Source organism: Sphingobium sp. IP1 (assembly GCF_002708645.1).
In the GTDB taxonomy this organism is placed as follows: Bacteria; Pseudomonadota; Alphaproteobacteria; order Sphingomonadales; family Sphingomonadaceae; genus Sphingobium; species Sphingobium yanoikuyae.
The window spans coordinates 1-19032 of the sequence record NZ_NOIW01000031.1 but is presented as its reverse complement, the minus strand read 5'-3'; the positions used below and the strand labels follow the sequence as shown (position 1 = coordinate 19032).

The following is a 19032-nucleotide window of genomic DNA, read 5'->3' as shown; positions in this document are numbered from 1 at the left end:
TTTGGCTATCATGGGCGGCGGAGGCGTTGATCGCCGGCACCCGCCTCCCTCCTGTTCTGCCAGGCATCACTACATCCGTCCCTGCGGTCGGGTGGCAGGGGTTTTTCTAAAGACCTCGCGCGTCGCTAGCTCTCGCCAACCCCGGACCGTCCCGGGGCGCGACGACTGCTGGCCCGACGAGGTCGTGCGTTTCCATGCCAATGCGACATGCCCGGGCGCTTGCCGGCGAACGCCGCATCGCTGCGCAATCCGCCGACCCGGACTCCGGTGAGGACGCGCACGAAATTGGCGGCAAGGCCTGCAGGATCGAGGGGCTTTACCGGGCAGAGGCCCCGCGCCTCACCCGCTACTTTCGTCGTCGCATCGGCGAGGCGGACGAAGCGCCCGATCTCGTGCAGGAAGCCTTCGCGCGGCTCGCCGCCTTCATGGCGCGCGAGGGCCTGGCCAACCCGGCGCCCTATCTCCAGCGGATCGCACGCAATCTCCTGTTCGAACGGAGCCGCCGCCGCGCGCGCCGCATGGCCGCGGTCCATGTCGCCATCGGCGAGGAAGTCGACGTTGCAGTGCCGCCTGCCCAGGAGGAAGCCCTCGCGCATGCCGACCTCATGGCGCGCTACGAAGATGCCGTGCAGGGCCTTCCCGACCGGACCCGCGAGGCATTCCTGCTTCACCGCCTCGACGAACTGACCTATCGCGAGATCGCCGAGCGGCTCGGCATCTCCATTCCCACCGTCCAATATCATGTCGGGCGGGCACTGGCACAAATCTCCACGGCTCTTGAAACCGAATGACACAGATGGATGGATCGCGAACGCCCGAACTGCGCGAGGACGCTGCCTTGTGGTTCGCCCTCATGCGCGGTCCCGAAGCCGAGACGCAGCGCGTCGAGTTCGAGACCTGGCTTGCCGCCGATCCGGCGCATCGCCAAGCCTATAGCCATATCAGCGAGGTGTTCAGTCTCGGGAAAGGGCTCAAGCCCGCCGTCGAGGTCCCGGATACACGTTGTCTTGTGGGACAGCCCATGTTGCTCGCCTGGACGATGGGCAGCCCGCTCCTCATGCTGCTGCTCCTTCTTGTGTCCATTCCCATGCTGCTCGGCCTGACCGTGCTCGCGATGCGCGCGATTGGCCCCGGGCATCCGCTCATCCAGGCGGCCGAAGTGGGCAGGGCACAGGTTGCCGAGGCGAGCCTAACCACGTCGCCCGGGGAAGTGCGGGCATTCCGACTCGCTGATGGTTCCCGCCTGATCCTCGATGCCGACAGCCGCGTGCGCGTCATGCTCTCGGCCGAGCGGCGCGACCTGGCGCTGATGCGTGGTCGGGCGCGTTTTGTCGTCGCACATGAGCCGCGGCCCTTCGTCGTCGCTGCTGGCGGAGGCTCCGTCCTCGCGCGCGGCACAATCTTCGATGTGACGCTTCGTGGCCATGGTGCCACCGTCGCGCTCATCGAAGGCCTCGTTGATGTCCGCCAGCCTGGCTTGGGCACTGTCGCAGCATCGTCCCGGGAAAGCGGCGAGGTGACGCGCCTCACCGCCGGCCATGGCATCGCGATCGGTGGGGGGAAGGGGGTGGCGCTTCAGGCAATCCCGGTGGTCCAGGCCGACTGGCCGAGTGACCTGCGCGATTTCAGGAACGTGCCGCTGCGCGATCTGCTGGCGGAGGCGAACCGCTATGCCGACAGGCCCTTGCTCCTGGCCGAGCCCGGGCTCGGCGACCTGCGCGTCTCGGGCATCTTCCGCGTCCGCGAACCCGCGCGCCTTGCCGCAAACCTTGCAGAACTGCTCGATCTCTCCCTCGTCCAGAGCCCGTCAGGCATCGCGCTTGGCCGACGCTGCGCTGCGCACGAAAAAAATTTGTGTTCGCCCTCATAAATTTCGCCTGACCGACATGGATGCCCCTGAACAGCCTGCAACGGGACAAGGGGGTAACCATGAGCAACAAGAGAACGAGTGCATTTTTCCTGGCGGCGAGCCTGTGGGCGCTGGCCGTTCCGGCCGGGGCGCAGGAACCACGCCAGGAGTTGCACCTGCCTGCCCAGGGGCTCGGCGATGCGCTGCGAGCGCTCGGCAGCGCCGCCCGGCGCGAGATCATCTTCACCCCCGAGGCCGTCGCCGGCAAGTCCGCCGCTGCGCTCGACGGCGCCTATACGTTCAAGGAGGCACTCGACACGCTGCTGGCTGGCAGCGGCCTGTCTACGGTCGAGCGCGACGGGACGGTGCTTATCGTGGGGCGATCGCAGGCGCCGCTAGCCCCGGCGGCAGCCCATAGCGAGGATGCCGCGATCCTGGTGACAGGGTCGCGCATTCGCGGGGCACCGCCGGCCTCACCGGTCACCGTCCTGAGCAGTCGCGAGATCGCCCAGGCCGGGCAGACCGACCTTGGCGAGGCAGTGCGCACGCTGCCGCAGAGCTTCGGTGGCGGCCAGAACCCGGGCGTTGCGCCCGGTGCGCCGGGCAGTAACAACAACCAGAATTCGGGCTCGAGCATCAATCTGCGCGGCCTCGGGCCAGATGCGACATTGACGCTGCTCAACGGCCATCGCCTCGCCTATGGCTCCTTCACCCAGGCCATCGACGTCAATGCCATCCCGCTTGCCGCGGTCGAGCGCATCGAGATCGTCGCTGACGGTGCCTCGGCGCTCTATGGCTCGGATGCGGTTGGCGGCGTCGCCAATATCATCCTGCGCAAGGACTATGAAGGCGCCTCCGCTACCGCGCGGCTTGGTTCCGCGACTGACGGCGGCAATACGCAGCAGCAATACAGCCTTGTGGCGGGAACGACCTGGAACGGCGGCGGCCTCATGGCGACCTATGATTTCGAGCGCGACACCGCGATCACCGCCCGGCAGCGCAGCTATACCCAATATATGCCGGGCAATACGACCTTGCTGCCTGCGGTGAAGCGGCACAGCGCGGTGCTGGGCCTGCACCATGCGCTCTCTCCCGACCTGACCTTCAGCATCGATGGCCTCTATAATTGGCGGCGTGCTCCCACTGTCCTGCAGGTGCCTGGCGGGTCGCGCTACACGACCGAGCCGACCAACCAGTCCTTCGCGATCGCGCCGTCGCTGTCGTTCCAGGCAACGCCCTCGCTCACCTTTGCCATCAGTGGCGTCTATGGCGAGGACCGGACCGACACCAGGCAGTTCACCACCACTGCGGCCGGCGCGGTCAGCGCCTATCCCTATTGCTACTGCAATATGGTCAGATCCCTCGAAGCGACATCGCAGGGTGACCTCTTCGACCTGCCTGCCGGCACGGTCAGATTCGCCGGCGGCGCCGGCTATCGCGACAATGGCTATCTCAACCGCTCCACCAGCCTGCCCGAGCCGATCGACGTCCACCAGGACAGCTATTATGGCTTCGGCGAAATCTACGTCCCGCTGGTCTCGCCAGCACAGGCGGTCGCCGCCATCCATCGCCTGTCGCTCACCGGCGCGCTGCGCTACGAGAAATATCCCGGTATCGACGACGTGCTGACGCCCAAGCTGGGGGTGATCTATGCGCCGAGCCCGGACTTGGATCTCAAGGCATCCTGGGGCAAATCCTTCAAGGCGGCAACGCTGTACCAGCAATACCAGCCCCAATATGCCTTTCTATATGACGCGACGACCCTGGGTGGTTCGGGCTACCCGGCGGGCGCGACCGCGCTGTTCACCAATGGCGGCAACCGGGCGCTCAAGCCCGAACGCGCGACCTCCTGGTCGGCGACCCTCGCCGCCCATCCCCGCGCTGTTTCCGGGCTCCGGCTGGAGGCCAGCTATTTCGAGATCGCCTATCGCGACCGGGTGGCGCAGCCGTTCCAGGGCACCGACTTCTACAACGCGCTCGGCCGGCTGCCCCTCGACGATTTTGTCGATCCCTATCCTGATGCCGAGCAGCAAGCGGCGCTGATCGCCGCATCGCCCGTCCCGCTCTTCAACTATTCGGGGCAGGCCTACGACCCGGATGCAGTCGTCGCCGCCGTCTATAATACATTTTTCAATGTCGCGCGGCAGAAGATCCGCGGCGTCGACCTCATGGCCCGTTATGATGCTGAGCTCGATAGTGGCGACAAACTGTCTCTGACAGGCTCGGCGTCCTGGCTGCAGTCACGCCAAAGGCTCGACTCGTCGCTGCCTTTTACCGACCTTGCCGGGACGATCTTCAACCCGCCGCACTGGCGGGGCCGGGGCGGAGCGACATGGACGCGCGGCCCCCTGAGCGCATCCGCCTTTGCCAACTATAGCGGCGGAGTGGACGACACCCGCAATAGCCCCGCTGTGCGAGTGGGATCGCAGACGACCTTCGATCTCGCGCTTGTCTACCGCCCATCGCAGGAAGGACTGGTCCCGGGCGTCGGCTTCGCACTGGCCGTCCGCAACCTTCTCAATGACAAGCCTGCCTATGCGCGCGCGGTGGCGAACTATTATGTCAGCTACGATTCCACCAACCAGTCCGCGATCGGCCGCTTCATCAGCGTCTCGCTGACCAAGGAGTGGTGAGCGATGACCGGTCCTGATCTTCCCGCAGCTGGATCCAGGCGAATGGCAGCGCGATGGCGGGTCCATCGCTCCGGTTGTCGCGCACGCGCAGGGAAGCGACATATCGCCCTTGGCGGACTTGCCCTTGGCATGGCGCTGGTACCGGTTGCATCCCGGGCAAGCCAGCCGCCCTGCGACCTGCTGCCGCTCGCCGCGCCGCCGGCCGAGGCCCGGCGCGAGATCAGCGCGCTCGACCTTGTCCGCCTACGCGATTTCGGGGGCATGCAGTTCGATAGCTATCCGGGGCCCCCGGCGGCGCTGTCGCCTGACGGCCGGCATGTGGCATTGCAGCTTCGTCGCGGTGACCCTTCGTCCAACCGCTACTGCACCGGCATCCTGGTGAAGGAGACCGGGAGCGCCGCGCCGCCCCGGATCGTCGCCGATGGCGGCGAGGTCATCCGGCTCTCCTTCGACAAATATGGCTTCTCCGGCCTTGTGGCAGGCGCGCCCGTGCCCTCGGTCCTGCGCTGGGCGCCCGATGGCAAGCTTCTGGCGTTCACCAAGGCGGTGGGCGGCATCATGCAGCTGTATCTCGTTCGCCCCGATGGGACGGATGAGACGCAACTGACGCATTCGAACGTGTCGATCGACGATTTCCAGTGGCTGCCAGGCGGCGAGGCGATCGTCTATTCCAGTCGCGCCGGCCTGATCGACGCGGAGCGGCGGATCGACAGCGAGGCGCCAGGCGGATGGCGCTACGACCTGCGTTTCTGGCCCCTGGCCGGTGGCCGGCCACACCCGCCATCCCCGATCCCGAGCCGGGCCGACGTCATCACGCTGGCGGATCGAACCGTGCGCCCGGCAAGCGATGCGCAGCGCCTCGTCCTGGAGCCGGCGGGCACGCCGGGCTGGCCGACTGGGGCGATCCAGGCCCTGCCGCTGGGCAGCGGCGCAGATCGTGCCTGGCTGGCACCGGCCAATCCCGATGCCTTGTTCAAGCCCAATATTCTCCATGTTTCGGTGAACGGCCGCGAACTGCCTTGCCCGCAGCAGGCCTGCAGCGACGTGATCGGCCTGTGGAAGCGTGATGATCGCACGATCCTGTTCCTCAAGCGACAAGGCGTGGCGCGTAGCGAACTGGCCCTGATGCGCTGGGACCTCGGCGCAGGCGCACCTCGGCGGCTGCTTGGCACCAACGACCCCTGGCTGGGCTGCCAGCTCGGGCCTCAGGAGCTGGTCTGTACGGCGGAGGGCGGCACTGCGCCTCGCCATGTGATCGGCGTCGATGTGGACACGGCCAAGGTCCGCACGATCTACGATCCCAATCCGGAATTTGCCGCAATCCGGCTTCGCCACCCCGAGCGCCTGGTCTGGCGCAATGCATTCGGCATCGAGACCTTTGCCGACCTCGTCCTTCCTTCCGGTTATCGGCCCGGACATCCCGTTCCGCTCATTGTCGTCCAATATGAATCGCGCGGCTTCCTGCGCGGCGGTACCGCTGACGAATTCCCGATCCAGCTGTTCGCGGCCCATGGCTTTGCCGTCCTGAGCTTCAATCGGCCGCCCTGGTACGCCCTCCAGGGAAAGCCGCTCGATCTTTTCGCCTTCCTCCAGGCCAACCAGAAGGACTGGCTGGATCGGCGCAGCGTCCAGTCCTCCCTCGAAATCGTCGTCGAGCGCTTGATCGCGCGGGGCATCGCCGATCCCGCCCGCATCGGCATCACCGGGCAAAGCGACGGTGCCTCCACAGCGTCCTTCGCGCTCATCCATTCGCGCCTGTTCAAGGCCGTCGCACTCAGCACCTGCTGCGAGGATCCGGCGATGATGGCCAGTCTTGGCCCTGGATTCGAGGACTGGTATGCGAAGTCGGGATATCCAAGGTTCAACGAGGATCGTCCCGATTTCTGGAAACAGGGGTCGCTGGCGCCCAATCTCGGGGCGCTGCCGCCGGTTCCCTTGCTCATCCAGGCGGGCGAGGAGGAGTTCCGCTTCGCGTTGCCGACCTACGCGGCAGTCAAGAATGCCGGCTGGCCGACCGAGATGTATGTCTTTTCGGGCGAGGGCCATGTCAAGCTGCAGCCAGCCCATCGGCTCGCCGTCTATGAGCGAAACCTCGCCTGGTTCCAGCGCTGGTTCAAGCCGAACGAGGGTGCAGCGCCATGAGGCTGAGTAGGGTCAGCCGCGACGGGCAGCGAGCCAGGCTTCGACATCCACGAACCGCATGATCCGCACATAGAGATGATCTCCCGCGTCCGGCACCGTCGCAAGACTGGCCTCCAGTGCCCGCCGGTCGAGGATCCCGCGCGCGCATAGTTCGCCTTCCAGCAGCATCGCGCGGATAGCGGCGAGGTTGCGTAGATAAAGGCTTCGCACGAGGCTGGTGAAACCGCCCTTCGAGGCACGCTGGACGATCCTGGCCGGGAGCTTGGGGGCATAGGCGCGGCGCGCGATCGCCCGGTTCATGCCATCCTCGTACCAGAGCCATGTCGGCTGCCGCAGGCAGGCCTCCATCACCGGTTGCGACAGGAGCGGATAGATAACCGGCATGCCGTCCGCGCCATCGAGATAATCGATGAGGGCAAGGCCGCGCATGATCGCCGCGACATGCTCGCGCTTTCCGACGGGAAGGTCTGCGAACTCGTTGATCCAGGGATGCGGCGGATGCGCTGTTCGTGCGTCGAGCAGCGCGGGAGCGAGCAGGCGCTCGTCCCGAGGCCACGTCCAGCCCCGACGGCGGCCCAGATGCTTCTGCAGCGATCGCCGCGCGATCAGGAAGGGCGAGCATTCGGTTACCGCGGCGACCTCCATCACCGTGCGCCAATATCCCGCCCCCATCCCCTGAGCTGCCATCCTGTCGCTTGCCGGCGTCGCCGAGCGCAGGAAGCAGAAGACATTGTCGCCGCCGCTGCCATACGCGATCGCCCTTGCGCCGACCTCTTGGGCGACAGAGCTGCCATGCTTGACGAGGCTTTGCGTGAAGGCGCGCGTGGAGGGCCGGGGGCGCTGCGCCGCGCTCGACACGGACAGGGCGACATCGGTTGGGGAAAGGTCCAGTTGATGCGACTGCAGGTCGAGATGCCGGCATACCTCGCTGGCAAATGCGCGTTCATCGCCGCTCCCTGTGCCGCTTACCAAGGTAATTGCATGGCGCAGGCCGGGGAGCGCCGCGGCGAGCACCGAGGAATCAAGCCCACCGCTCAAGGTCAGGGCCACCGGACCGACCTGCCGCGACCAGTGGTGGCAGGCGCTGTCCACCGCCTGCGCGACCTCGTCCTGGGCCTGTGCGAAAGATGGGAGGGCTGCGGCGTCGATGAACTTGGCCGGGCTCCATAGCGCATGATGATAGACGCCCTCGGGCCCGATATGCAGGATCTCGCCTGGCAGGATTTCCTTGATGCCGACAAGGGCGCTCTCCCGTCCGACCAAGTCTGGATAGAGCAGTTCGTCTTCGACGACAGTCCAGTCGATAGCATTGGCGCGACCGGTGAACGCCTCGATGAACGGCAAGTGGGACGCGACCACCAGTTCGCTTCCCCAGCGCCTATAGTAGCAGGGGCAGCGCGCGGACGGATCACGATAGATGCACACCGCATCTCCTCCCTCGATGCCGGTCCAGGCCACGAAAGCGCCCCACCGCGCTTCGATCGCTTCGAGAAAGGCAGCGGGCGCGGCGTTGGAATCGACGACCCCTATGAACGGGGATTCGCCCGGTACGCGCGAAAAGGCCGGCCCCACTATGTGAATGTCTGCAGGAACGCCGCCGATGCTCTGGGTCGGACCTGTCGCGAACAAGGCGTGAGCGCTCGAGACGGCACAGGGCGCCAGGCCCAGCCGCTCTGCAACCGCATCGGCCGCGGTTCGGGCCGGGGCCGGCCGGTCGCGCTCCAGCGTCACCACGCCGAGATAGGCGCCAAGCATCATAGCTGCAGGATCGGCGTGAAGCACGCGACCCGCTCATGCGTGTCTCCCAGGATCATGTCATGATCCTGGACCCAGCAATGCGCCTCGAACGGGTCGAGGCGCACGCCGAGCACGAGGCGGCAGGACATGTTTCGCGACCGCAGGAAATGCAGCAGTGCCATCGAATCGGGGAGGCAGGTGTCGCGCGCCGGGACGAGCTGCCGCGCCTGCACGAACAGCGCGGCTCTGGCTGCTACCCGGCCAGGCTTCATGGGCATCGACGGGCGGGACTGGAGGCGGCGGACCCACCTTATGAGAAGGCGCAGGGGAATGAGACGCACCGCAAGGCGCATCGCGATGATCCGCACGATCGCCGCCCCTGTCGCAAGGGGTCGGCGCTCTACGTCGCCTGTGGCGGGCGACGGGCCATCCTGCGCAGGTACCGTGATATGGCTCGGCTCCGCAGGGCGACCTAAATCCGCGTCGCAAAGGCCGATCCGGGCGAGCGTCTCGAACCGATTGGCGGGACCATCGGCACGGGCGCCGCCATGTCGCAGGGCGTTGAAAGCCTCGACCAGATGCTGAGGCAATTGGAGGTAGATGTCGCGCGCAACGTCGATGACGACGATCCGCCCTCCGACATCGCACCAATTTATGTCCGCGCGGGCCATGGTGCATTCTGGCTCCCTGCATGCGAGCGTCGCAGGCAAAGCCTGCCTCGCGGTTTGCGGTTTACGGAGCCTGGCGCATCCCCGGCCGGGAATGCGCCAGGGTAGATCAGTCGTCGAGGATACCGGCAAGGCCCTGGCCGGCAGGCGCATCGACCGTTCCACCGGAGATGCCCTTGGTTTCGACGCTCACCGCGCCGAGTTCGACGACGTCGTCACGGCGGTCTTCGCTGTTGCGTTCCATTTCGTCTACTCCTTGTAGCCGCTGGATTGCGGCACGAGAAGAATAGGATCCGGAGTTTCCGCGTGCGAACTTATATTATGCCGGAATGAGAGTCCTTGGGATTGGGCGGGCCGGACTATTATCATTAATATTGAGAATGCTTCATCATACTGGATGACTGTATTCACTGGCGGCTATTCATGGCTGCATTATCGTGTGGATCGCGAAACTCGACCGTGCGCGCTCTTGGTGATAGCGGGCCATGGCTCGGCGTGCCGCGCCGATCGGCGCCCTGTCGATCGTGGCGAGGAGCAGCGAGAATTCGCCGACGACATCAGGGAGGAGGCGATGCTCCAAGGCCCGCGCGCGTGCCAATGCGCGTGAGGCTGCTGCCACTGCCTGCGCCAACTCCTCATTTTGCGGTACGGTTGCCAGGATGCCGAATAGCCTTTCGGACGCTGCGGCCACTTGTCCCGGATCCAGCGCCTCATGCTTGAGCGCGCCGAGTCCTTTCCTTGCGCTCTCTGGCAAAGGACGCTCAAGAGCGATCTGGATCAAATGGCCATGCCAACGATAGAGCCCGGCGAGCCGGTCGGCATCGAGTGGCCGGACGCGAAAGCCTCCGCCCGGAAGCAGAATGACAAGACGCTCGCCCACCAGCCGGTTCAGGGCATCACGGACGGGTGTAGCGCTCGCACCGAACTGATCGGTGAGACGGGTGAGCTTGAGCATCGCGCCGTGCGCGAAGGCGCCCTCGACAATTTCATGCCGGATGCGACGATATATATAGTCTGCCGTGATAGGCTCGGGCGCCATCCTACCTCCATTTTGCGCATTGGGACCTCTGCGCCCCGCGCTCCGGTACGCTGGGCCCCTGCCGGTTTCGCTTCCGCTCGCAGGTATCGGCTTGGCGCGCCGGCTAGCCGCCTGCAGGATCGCGCATGCCGTTCCTGCTGGCGCTGGCCTTGTATCGGGGCATGTCGACGCTGACGCCTTGCCGGAGGCATGCAGGCGCCCGGCAGGGGCTGCGCTCTATGCCGACCTGTCGATCCCGTCGCCCGGGCAAGCACCGCCCCAGATGCTGACGAGTCGGTCAAGTAGCCGGACAATCTTCGCCCTGCCTTCCTGCGTGAGCCTGACGCGTACATAGCGGTGGTCGCGCTGTCGCCGGCTTCGCTCGGCTCCGTTTTCCGGGCTCGCGCCGCGGCGGCAGAGGACGAGGCCATCCCGCTCCAGTTCACCCACCTTGCGATGCGCGGTCGACGCCGGCACCTGCGAGGCCAGGCACAAGCTCCAGGCGTGCAGCGTGCGATGCTCGCACTCGGCGAGGTAGAGCAGGGCGAGCATGTCGAGGCGCGGGGTGGATACGAAGTCACTGCCGAGGCAATCACTTATCGCCTCGCGCATGCTGGCGAGAATCCGGCATGCCTGGGCGCGCAGTTCCCCATTCGTCGAGCCCGTCATCTGGCCTCCTCCCTATCCTGTCCCTCCCGGATCATGCGCAATCGCCCATCACTCCGATATGGCACCCAGGCGTGATGCCGAGCGGTCATGTTCGGAGCCAGAGCGTCACGGCGGCCTGCGATGTCACCCGCTTGAAGGTGGCTGGGCCGCGTCATGGTCTCGGCACTGTCTCGTGCCGAGGTGAGGGCGCTCTTCATTGGCTGGCAAGGCTCCACGCCGGATCGCGGTGGCCCTGACGGCGGCGTCGATGATGCCGCTCCGTGCCGACGATGAGGAGGAGAAGCATCGGATAGGACAGCTTGCCGACGACCCACCAATAGGCCAGCGGCAGGATGTCGGCGTCGAAGGCACGCGCGGCATGGGCAGCGAGCGCCAGGCACTGGATCGCCGCAACCCAGAGCGGCCAGAAGCGATTCGCCCTCAACGCGATCGCGAGCAGAGCGGCGAGGAGCGCCGCATCGATCCAGACGATCGACCACTGCACATCGCGAAAAGCCAAGGCCCCCTGCATGTTCGTAAGGCTCGTTGCAATCGTGGCGACCAGCATCGCCGCTGCCGCGAGACGCTCGGGGGCGCCGCCGCGCCAGCCGGCGTGGATCGCCAAGACGGTGACCAGCAGGAGGAAGGCCGCGATCGGGGTCATCGATGTCGCGGACGCGAGGGATCATCGCCGCCGCTCATCCATCGGCTCCGGATGGCTCTACGCCGATCGCGCTTGCCGGCGGCTTGAGGACGTCGCCGAACGCTTGCACGTCGATCCCGAGCTTGCGACCAAGCATTTCTAGCATGCGGTGGGCCTCGGCGACCTGTCCGAGCGCGCTCGATGTCAGCAACTGCGCGTTGCTGATGGCGGCCAGGACCTGATGGCCGGCCACGGGGGACAGGTTGCGGCCGACTTGCGCCAGGATCGCGGAAGTCGAAAGCTCGCCGCCTTTGGCAAACAGGGCTTGGAGCAGCTTCTCATAGGCGTGCAGATCGCTGGCGAGGGCGGCGATGCCCGGGCCCGAGGCATGCGGGCCAGATTTATTCGCCAGCGAAGAATCTGGAGAGGACCTCGAGGCCGACGGCCAGCATTCCGAAGCTTGCCGCGGCGGCAAGGACGAGGAGGATGAACCAGAAGAGGCGGTGGATAAGTCCGAGTGCATTGCGATCTACTCCCTTGTGACGAAAGGGAAGCAGCACCTGCCATTCGCCGACCTGCAACCCTTGACCCGGCACTGGGGGATCGCTCGCGCCGATGGCTACCCCCGCCAATTCGCCCCCCGATTTCCCGGGGGGCGTCATATTCTTGCCGCCGAACAGCATTTCGGCCGCCCGGCGTCGGTTGGGCGCGCCCAGGATTGCTACCGCCTCTGAAATATAGGAGTCCACCGTGCCGACGCCGATGCCGAGCTCACCCGCAATCTCCTTGGACGTCCGCAGCTGGAAGACATGCCACAGGCATTCGCGATGGCGGGGGGCAAGCCTGTCGGCAAGGGCTTCAGCCTCCTCCATCACTGCATCGCTCCTTCAAGGACCAGTAGGGGGAGAGGGCGGGCTGCCGCCCGCTCGATGGACGCGGCGGGGGCCGCGAGGATCATCTTGATTGCCGTTCGCACCAGCGTTGCACCTCCCTCCGCTCCATCATGATCGAGCGGCCCGCAGCACCTTTCCCAACGTATCCAATCCCATACCGTTTATGGTCAATTCTGGCCGCAGGGATAGTAGATCGCGAATCTCCGGTTTGCCACCCCGACGCGCGGGGAAGACATATGCCCGCGGCGGATGGCCGATCCGTTTGATCGGTTCGGTCGTGCGCACAGATTGCGTGATTCGCGGCGTCCCCCCCCCTATGAATGGCGCTTTGCAATCATGCATCTTTGCGGTGCGGCTTGTTAATACGTCGGACCCGCTCGCCTGCCAGCCCGCAGCGTTCCTGCGCGTTCCCGGGCTACGAGATCCTGAACCTGGCGCTCGCAGTGGCTTATAGACCCGCGCGGCCCCGAGGCGAGGGATGGCTTGGGATTGCTCCGCGGCCCGAGCCCTGGATTTCTTTCATCTCCTTCCCCCTGGCCCCCGCGCCGCCACGCACGCGATGCCCTCTCATTGCTCGACCGGTCGGCCCGCTGGAAATCCCCGCCACGATCTTCGGGGGGTGACCGCCTCGCGCGAAGGCCGCGATGACCAAAGGATGCGCTGTCGTTGCCCGGCCCGGGCACCGCCATCGCCTGGGGCATCGAGATCGACTGCCCTTGCGGAAAGGGGGCATATGCATAGGTCTGGTGATCACCGCTTCGGCTCCCCGAATGTGCGTATCCCTTCCGCATCGCCTCGGCGCCCGCGCCGGGCCCATCCTGTCATGCCGGCGCCTCCGCCGTTCGCCGCCTGGCGATGATGGCCGGTCCGATGGCTCGCCGTATCGAGGCACTGGTGCGTCGCGGGCGCGCCGGTCTGGCCTGGGAGGTGACGCGGCGCGACCCCGCCTATCGTGCTGACTGGGAGCGCGCGGCCGTCGCTGACAATCTACCATCCGGGCAAGACGACCGCCCGTTGGTCTCGCGCAAGGCTGCCCTGGCGCGCCAATGGGGGTTGCACTTTTGCCGAAGATCCAGGGGAGGATTCTATGCAGGTGGTACCGGTCTGGTCTGCCGTCCTCGATCCGTGCGTCCTGCGCGCCCGGATCGCAACTGGGCAGGCCAATGCGTCCTGTCGCTTCGATGCGCCGGCCCGCCGGGCGCGCCGCATCTCGGGGACAAACGGCGAGCATATCGCCTTCGACTGCCTGGGGGAGGTGGCGCGGATCGATTTTGTCGGGGAGAGGTTGCCCGACGAACCAGTGCTGCTGAGCTTCGAAATCATCGCCGACGAGCGGCTTGGCTCGCAGTTGGCCGCGCTCCAGCGGATCTACTTCCATACCGGGGCAGGCGAGCAGGCGAATCGCCTGCGGCGCCAGCATCTGTCGCTTCTCGCGGCAGATGCACGCACCGCAGGCGCGAACCTGCGGGACGTCGCCGAGCTAGTCCTGGGGCCAGGCAGCTGGCCCGGGGATGGCGAGCACCGCAAGTCGCTGGTCCGCCGCCTCGTGGCGGCAGGCATCCTGCTATGCCAGAAGGGACCTGCCGCAATCCTGCAATCCTGGCCTGACGGGAATGGCTGACCGGCGTTGTCCATCTTTTGCTTCGATGGGCCGGGCGTGCATGTCTGCCTCCGGTTCTGCGCTGGCGCATCGCCTTTTTGTCCTAGATCTCCGGGTCGGAGGGATGACGGCGCAGCGGAGGCTTCCGTGGAAGGTTCGAGGGGCGCATCGCGTAGGGGCCACGACCGCGCTCTAGGGCTCGCTGCCCTCGCCCCCGATCCCCTTGCGGGTCTCGGCCTTCGGTGACGATCGCTTGCGCAGGATGATGGTCGCCGCCCGGTTCGCGCGGCGGCGTTTCCTGTTTGCCTCTCCCGGCGTGGCGGGTGTGGCCGGCGCTCCCGGCTAGGCCCGTCGCGGCCAAGGACAACCCCGCCCGCTGCGCTCCTGCGGGGTGCTCCACATCCGTTCCGCCCTTGCGGTGTCCTTGCCCGCTGGAGCCGGGCCTCTTGGTCGCATGTCGCCGCCCACCCCCGCCTTTGCGGGGAGGCTTTGTGCCTTTTTTTAGGGTGGTGGAAAGGACAGACGATGCCGAATTCTTCAAGCCGCAGTGCTGCCCGTGAAGTCGGAAAGGGCGGGAACGGCGAACGCGCTACCCTCTATGACGAGGTGACCACGCGCATCGTCTCGGAACTGGAGGCGGGGCGCTTCCCTTGGGTCCAGCCATGGGGAAAGATCGAAGGGCCGGGCGTCAACGCCGCGCCCGGCCTTCCGCGCAACGCGGCGACGGCCCGGCCTTACTCGGGCGTCAACATCCTGATCCTGTGGTGCGCCGTCATCGAAAACAGCTGGCCTTCGCAAGGCTGGCTGACCTTCCGGCAAGCCCGCGAGGCGGGTGGATGCGTCCGCAAGGGTGAGCGCGGCGTGAGCGTGGTCTATGCCGATCGCTTCACCCCCAGGGGGGAGGCCGAGCGGGCGACGCGCGATGGCGACGAGGCCCGCGCCATTCCCTTCCTCAAGCGCTTCACCCTCTTCAACGTCGCCCAATGTGATGGGCTGCCCGCAGACCTTGCCGGCGATCCGGTGCCATTGGCCGAGAGCGAGATCGTGCCGGTCGCCCGGCAAGTGATCGCCGCTTCGGGCGTCGAGTTCCGCATAGGCGGGGACAAGGCCTTCTATGCGCCCGGTGCCGACTTCGTCGCCGTCCCGCCGCAGGCCGCCTTCTTCGATCCGGTGAACTGGCACAGGACGGCTTTTCACGAATTATGTCACGCGACCGGCCACCCCAAGCGGCTGAACCGGGATATGACCAATCCCTTCGGCAGCAAGGACTATGCCCGCGAGGAACTTATCGCGGAAATGGGCTCGGCCTTCCTGTGCGCCGCGCTCGGCATCGTCCCGACCGTTCGTCACGCCGATTATCTCGGCGCGTGGCTCGATGTCCTGCGCGAGGACAACCGCGCCATCTTTCGCGCCGCCAGCGCTGCCTCCAAGGCCGCCGACTGGTTGCTGTCCCGCCATCGCGAGGTCGAGAGCGCCCGCGCCGAGGAAAGGATCGCAGCATGATCCTGCTTCCCGATGACCTGCGCAAGGCACTGCGCGCGAACGCCATTCGCCACGGCATCGCCCTGCGCGGCGGCCTTGCCGAACCGGACTTCGTGCCCCTTCTCAAGCTGTTCAACCCGCTGGGCGCGTCGACATGGCTGGCGAGCGAACTCGCCGAGGATGGCGATACGCTTTTCGGCGTTGCCGATCTTGGCTTCGGTTGCCCCGAACTCGGCACGTTCAGCCTCTCGGAAATCGCTGCCATCCCGCTGCCTTATGGCATGGCCATCGAGCGCCATCTCGCTTTCGAGACAGCTCATCCGCTTTCCGTCTGGGCCACATGGTCGCGCCGGTCCGGCTCGATCCTCTGGGCGCAGGCGATGCTCCGCCGCCATGGCCCGGCTTCGGGCGAGACGGCTGCGGACCCTGATCTTCCACCGTCCTGACGGCGGATGACGCAAGGCGGCGCGTCATGCCGCCACCCTCAGTGCCGGTCACGTCCTGAGCATCGCAAACAGCGCGACCGGCACCTTTTGACGAAAGGCAAATGACCCATGAAACTCGACCATATCCCGCTCGACAGGCTCTATGTCGACAAGACCAACATGCGCTTTGGCCGCAAGGCGCCGGACGTCTCCGACATCCTCCCGACCATCCGCGCGCGCGGCGTCATACAGTCGCTTCTCGTCCGTCCCCTCGATACCGAAGGCCGCTTCGGCATCATCGCTGGAAGCCGCCGCTTCCACGCAAGCCGCATCGTCGCCGACGAACGGCGGGACGCGGGCGATATCGATCCCGACGCGCTGCTCCTGCCTTGCGCGATCATGGAGGATGGCGACGATGCCGCAGCCATCGAAGCCTCGATGATCGAGAACATGGCCCGGCTTGACGCCGACGAAGTGCGCCAGTGGGAGAGCTTCACCCGGCTGGTGCGCGAGGGACGCGGGGTCGAGGAGATCGCCATGACCTTCGGCCTGCCCGAACTCTCCATCCGGCGCGTCCTTGCGCTTGGCAACCTTTTGCCGCGCATCCGCGACCTCTATCGCGCGGAGCGGATCGACCGGATCACCGTCCGGCACCTGACACTGGCGAGCAAAAGCCAGCAAAAGGCATGGCTGGCCCTGTTCGAGGACGCCGACGCCTATGTCCCCACAGGCCACCAGCTAAAGGCATGGCTTTTTGGCGGCCAGTCGATCCCGGCCCGCTTCGCGCTCTTCGACATCGATGGTTTCAGCGGCGCGACCGTCGCCGACCTGTTCGGCGAGGATCGCTATTTCGCCGATCCTGACGCCTTCTGGACGGCGCAGAACGCAGCGATCGAGGCATCGCGCGCGGCCTATCTCGCAGAGGGCTGGGCCGATGTCGTCATGGTCCCGCCTGCCGAGCATTTCCATGCGTGGGAATATGAAAAGGCCCCCAAGCGCAAGGGCGGGCGCGTCTATGTCGATGTGCGCGGTACCGGCGAAGTGACCTTCCACGAGGGATATGTCACGCGCGCCGAGGCGCGCCGGATCGAGCGCGGCGAAGCCGCCGCGCCGCCCAGGGCCCAGCGGCCCGAGCTAACGTCCACGCTCCAGACCTATGTCGACCTGCACCGCCATGCAGCCGTGCGCGCCGCACTGGTCGGCCATCCCGCGCTTGCCCTGCGGCTGATGGTGGCGCACGCCATCGTCGGCTCGTCTCTATGGACCGTACGTCCCGAACCGCAGGCGACGCGCAGCGACGAGGTACGCGAGAGCATCGAGACATGCCGGGGCGAGGCGGTCTTCGACGCGGAGCGACGCGTTGTCCTGGATTGCCTCGGCTTCGGCAGCGAGGAACCCACCGTCACAGGCGGGAGCGGCGATGACTATGGCGTGGCCGGGCTGTTCCTGCGTCTCGTCGCGCTGCCGGACGAGGCAGTGATGCGCGTCCTTGCCGTCGTCATGGGCGAGACCCTGATGGCAGGCTCGGCAGCGGTCGAGGCTGTCGGCGAGGAGGTCGGGGTCGCCATGGCCGACTGGTGGCAGGCCGACGAAGCGCTCTTTTCCTTGCTGCGCAACCGCGAGGTGCTGGGCCGGATAACGGCAGAGGTGGCGGGGGAAGCGGTCGCCAGCGCCAATGCGGGAGAGAAGGCGAAGACCTTGAAGCGGATCATCGCCGATCATCTCGACGGCGCGGAAGGCCGGGACAAGGTCGAGCGCTGGGTGCCGCGCTGGATGCAGTTCCCACCGTCTGCCTACACGCAAAGTGGTGGCGTTGGCACGGTTGACGCCCATGCCAAGGTCGTCGCCGCGCGCCAAATGAGCGCTGGGGATTGCCCGGCGGAAGCAGAGGAAGAGAGGGAGACGCCGTTACCCCGGGCGGCATGAACGAAGGCGGGCGGGAGCGATCGCGCCCGCCCGCCACATGCTGGAAAATCGCGCCGCGCGGCTTTGTTTCGTCTCCATCCATGCTGGTACAGGCTCGCATGGCGCATTATGACGGCTGCGCGGATTTCGGGGGCGGAACGCGCGCGAACAGGGAGAACGGTGATGAAGCGCGCGGACACGTCGGAAATCGCGATGCGGATCATCATCGACCGGCCCGTGCCCGGCGTGTGGCACAGCCTCCAATCCAAGGACGGCACCCCGCTTGATCCGAAAAGGTCCGGCGATGGCGAACCGCTCGCCTTCGACTTCGCCGTGCGGGTCGGGACGGGTCCCAAATTCTTCGGTGACCAGATTCGCCGCGAAGGTCCCTCGCGCCGTTTCGTCTATGTGCGCGTGGGTCAGGCGGCGGGCGATCATGCCTCACCCTGGTCCCGCCGGATGAAGGTCGACATCCATGATATCGACCCGGCGCTGCTGGCGCGCGCGGCGGGAGGCGGGATCATCGTCACCACCATTTGCGGCACCGCCAAGGATGGCAGCCCCGCCTGCGCCACGGTCCCCGCGCTGCGCCGGGTGCAAGAGCGCTAGGACGCGGAAAGGCTGGCAGCGGGCGAAGCGATAGGGCGACCTCCCCCGATGGGCTCATCCTGCATGGGGTTCGATCCCGGATCGTGCCAGTAAGGGTCTCCTTTTTCCGATGACTCGTGCCGCCCTTGGCCTCTCTTGAAGGCTGGTCTGGCGGCGTGCGCGCCTTGTCCGTGCAACGGCTTCGCGCCTGTTTCTTCCCCGCCCCGGCGGGCTCCTCGCGCAACCAAGAAACAGGCGCTTCGCCGTCCTTCGCTCCCGCTGCGGCCGTCCCGATGCACGGCGGCGCGACGCCGCCCGATCGACCGCCATCGAGGCCGCATCGGGCGGCACTCGGGCAAGAGAAGGAGACAGATCATGGCACAGATCGGTAGCTTCACCCGCAACGAGGACGGCATCTACAACGGGGAAATCCGCACCCTCACGCTTCGCGTCAAGGCCACCATCCGGCCGGTCGAGCGCGACCACGACAAGGCCCCGGACCACCGCGTGAGTGCCGGCGGCGTCGAGTTCGGAGCCGGCTGGACCAAGGCCGCCCGCGAGACCGGCGCCGAATATCTCAGCCTCAAGCTGGACGACCCATCGCTTCCCGCGCCGATCTACGCGACGCTGACCCAGGGCGACAATGGCGAGCACAAGCTCATCTGGTCCCGCTGAAGTCCACGCCCCCCCCGCCGACCCCGGCGCGGGCCCCTTCCACGCCAGGTCGAGAGCTCGGGGCCGGGTTGGGGGCCTGCAGACCGGCGATCCCGTCCGCCATTCTCGATATGGCGTACCCAGCGC

General features: G+C 66.6%; 18 protein-coding genes and 1 pseudogene. 11 read left to right on the top strand and 8 right to left on the bottom strand.

Annotated elements, in window-relative coordinates; all coding sequences use genetic code 11:
• Positions 1 to 194 precede the first annotated feature (194 nt).
• From CG471_RS12885 to CG471_RS12870, 4 genes are all read left to right on the top strand, one after another.
• Complete coding sequence (locus CG471_RS12885) at positions 195 to 791, top strand: RNA polymerase sigma factor (RefSeq protein ID WP_257211522.1); 597 nt, start codon at positions 195 to 197, stop codon at positions 789 to 791.
• On the top strand, positions 788 to 1870 hold the full coding sequence (locus CG471_RS12880; protein ID WP_257211521.1) for a FecR domain-containing protein: 1083 nt from the start codon (positions 788 to 790) through the stop codon (positions 1868 to 1870). The genes CG471_RS12885 and CG471_RS12880 overlap by 4 nt, the downstream gene beginning before the upstream one ends.
• Positions 1871 to 1929: 59 nt before the next feature.
• Positions 1930 to 4482, top strand: a complete 2553-nt coding sequence (locus CG471_RS12875; RefSeq protein WP_099232103.1) for a TonB-dependent receptor — start codon at positions 1930 to 1932, stop codon at positions 4480 to 4482.
• 129 nt (positions 4483 to 4611) lie between these two features.
• Positions 4612 to 6624 carry an Atxe2 family lasso peptide isopeptidase gene (locus tag CG471_RS12870; protein ID WP_099232102.1) on the top strand — a complete coding sequence of 671 codons (2013 nt, stop codon included), beginning with the start codon at positions 4612 to 4614 and terminating at the stop codon, positions 6622 to 6624.
• Positions 6625 to 6636: 12 nt separating this feature from the next.
• Here CG471_RS12870 and CG471_RS12865 read toward each other — a convergent pair whose 3' ends face one another.
• The 8 genes from CG471_RS12865 to CG471_RS12835 form a co-directional block, all read right to left on the bottom strand.
• Positions 6637 to 8406 (bottom strand): asparagine synthetase B family protein, encoded by a 1770-nt coding sequence (locus CG471_RS12865; protein ID WP_257211520.1) that lies wholly within the window; start codon positions 8404 to 8406, stop codon positions 6637 to 6639.
• Positions 8379 to 9032 carry a lasso peptide biosynthesis B2 protein gene (locus tag CG471_RS12860; RefSeq protein WP_099232100.1) on the bottom strand — a complete coding sequence of 218 codons (654 nt, stop codon included), beginning with the start codon at positions 9030 to 9032 and terminating at the stop codon, positions 8379 to 8381. The genes CG471_RS12865 and CG471_RS12860 overlap by 28 nt, the downstream gene beginning before the upstream one ends.
• Before the next feature lie 106 nt (positions 9033 to 9138).
• The gene (locus tag CG471_RS30185; protein ID WP_017502572.1) at positions 9139 to 9273 is read right to left on the bottom strand and encodes a benenodin family lasso peptide; all 135 of its coding nucleotides are present in this window, start codon (positions 9271 to 9273) and stop codon (positions 9139 to 9141) included.
• Positions 9274 to 9450: 177 nt separating this feature from the next.
• Positions 9451 to 10068, bottom strand: coding sequence for a GntR family transcriptional regulator (locus tag CG471_RS12855; protein WP_099232099.1), 618 nt, complete (start codon positions 10066 to 10068; stop codon positions 9451 to 9453).
• A 216-nt stretch (positions 10069 to 10284) separates the two neighbouring features.
• Positions 10285 to 10716 (bottom strand): MarR family transcriptional regulator, encoded by a 432-nt coding sequence (locus CG471_RS12850; protein WP_099232098.1) that lies wholly within the window; start codon positions 10714 to 10716, stop codon positions 10285 to 10287.
• A 193-nt stretch (positions 10717 to 10909) separates the two neighbouring features.
• Entirely contained in the window at positions 10910 to 11359 is a 450-nt protein-coding gene (locus tag CG471_RS12845) for a hypothetical protein (RefSeq protein ID WP_099232097.1), read from the bottom strand.
• 34 nt (positions 11360 to 11393) lie between these two features.
• The gene (locus tag CG471_RS12840) at positions 11394 to 11591 is read right to left on the bottom strand and encodes a hypothetical protein (protein ID WP_038293004.1); all 198 of its coding nucleotides are present in this window, start codon (positions 11589 to 11591) and stop codon (positions 11394 to 11396) included.
• Positions 11592 to 11739: 148 nt separating this feature from the next.
• The gene (locus CG471_RS12835; protein ID WP_099232096.1) at positions 11740 to 12210 is read right to left on the bottom strand and encodes a sigma factor-like helix-turn-helix DNA-binding protein; all 471 of its coding nucleotides are present in this window, start codon (positions 12208 to 12210) and stop codon (positions 11740 to 11742) included.
• Between the two features lie 876 nt (positions 12211 to 13086).
• On the opposite strand from CG471_RS12835, the pseudogene CG471_RS31790 reads away from it, so the two are divergent.
• The 7 genes and pseudogenes from CG471_RS31790 to CG471_RS12805 all read left to right on the top strand — a co-directional run.
• Positions 13087 to 13281, top strand: a pseudogene (locus CG471_RS31790) (transcriptional regulator domain-containing protein); the annotation flags it as partial.
• A gap of 37 nt (positions 13282 to 13318) precedes the next feature.
• Positions 13319 to 13852 (top strand): DNA -binding domain-containing protein, encoded by a 534-nt coding sequence (locus CG471_RS12830; RefSeq protein ID WP_099232095.1) that lies wholly within the window; start codon positions 13319 to 13321, stop codon positions 13850 to 13852.
• A 504-nt stretch (positions 13853 to 14356) separates the two neighbouring features.
• Positions 14357 to 15334 (top strand): ArdC family protein, encoded by a 978-nt coding sequence (locus CG471_RS12825; RefSeq protein WP_099232094.1) that lies wholly within the window; start codon positions 14357 to 14359, stop codon positions 15332 to 15334.
• On the top strand, positions 15331 to 15759 hold the full coding sequence (locus CG471_RS12820; RefSeq protein WP_099232093.1) for a DUF2958 domain-containing protein: 429 nt from the start codon (positions 15331 to 15333) through the stop codon (positions 15757 to 15759). Before CG471_RS12825 ends, CG471_RS12820 begins: the two co-directional genes overlap by 4 nt.
• 108 nt (positions 15760 to 15867) lie before the next feature.
• Positions 15868 to 17664 carry a ParB N-terminal domain-containing protein gene (locus CG471_RS12815; protein ID WP_099232092.1) on the top strand — a complete coding sequence of 599 codons (1797 nt, stop codon included), beginning with the start codon at positions 15868 to 15870 and terminating at the stop codon, positions 17662 to 17664.
• Positions 17665 to 17826: 162 nt separating this feature from the next.
• Positions 17827 to 18252, top strand: a complete 426-nt coding sequence (locus tag CG471_RS12810) for a DUF5990 family protein (protein WP_099232091.1) — start codon at positions 17827 to 17829, stop codon at positions 18250 to 18252.
• A 354-nt stretch (positions 18253 to 18606) separates the two neighbouring features.
• Positions 18607 to 18906 (top strand): DUF736 domain-containing protein, encoded by a 300-nt coding sequence (locus CG471_RS12805; protein WP_048939321.1) that lies wholly within the window; start codon positions 18607 to 18609, stop codon positions 18904 to 18906.
• Positions 18907 to 19032 lie beyond the last annotated feature (126 nt).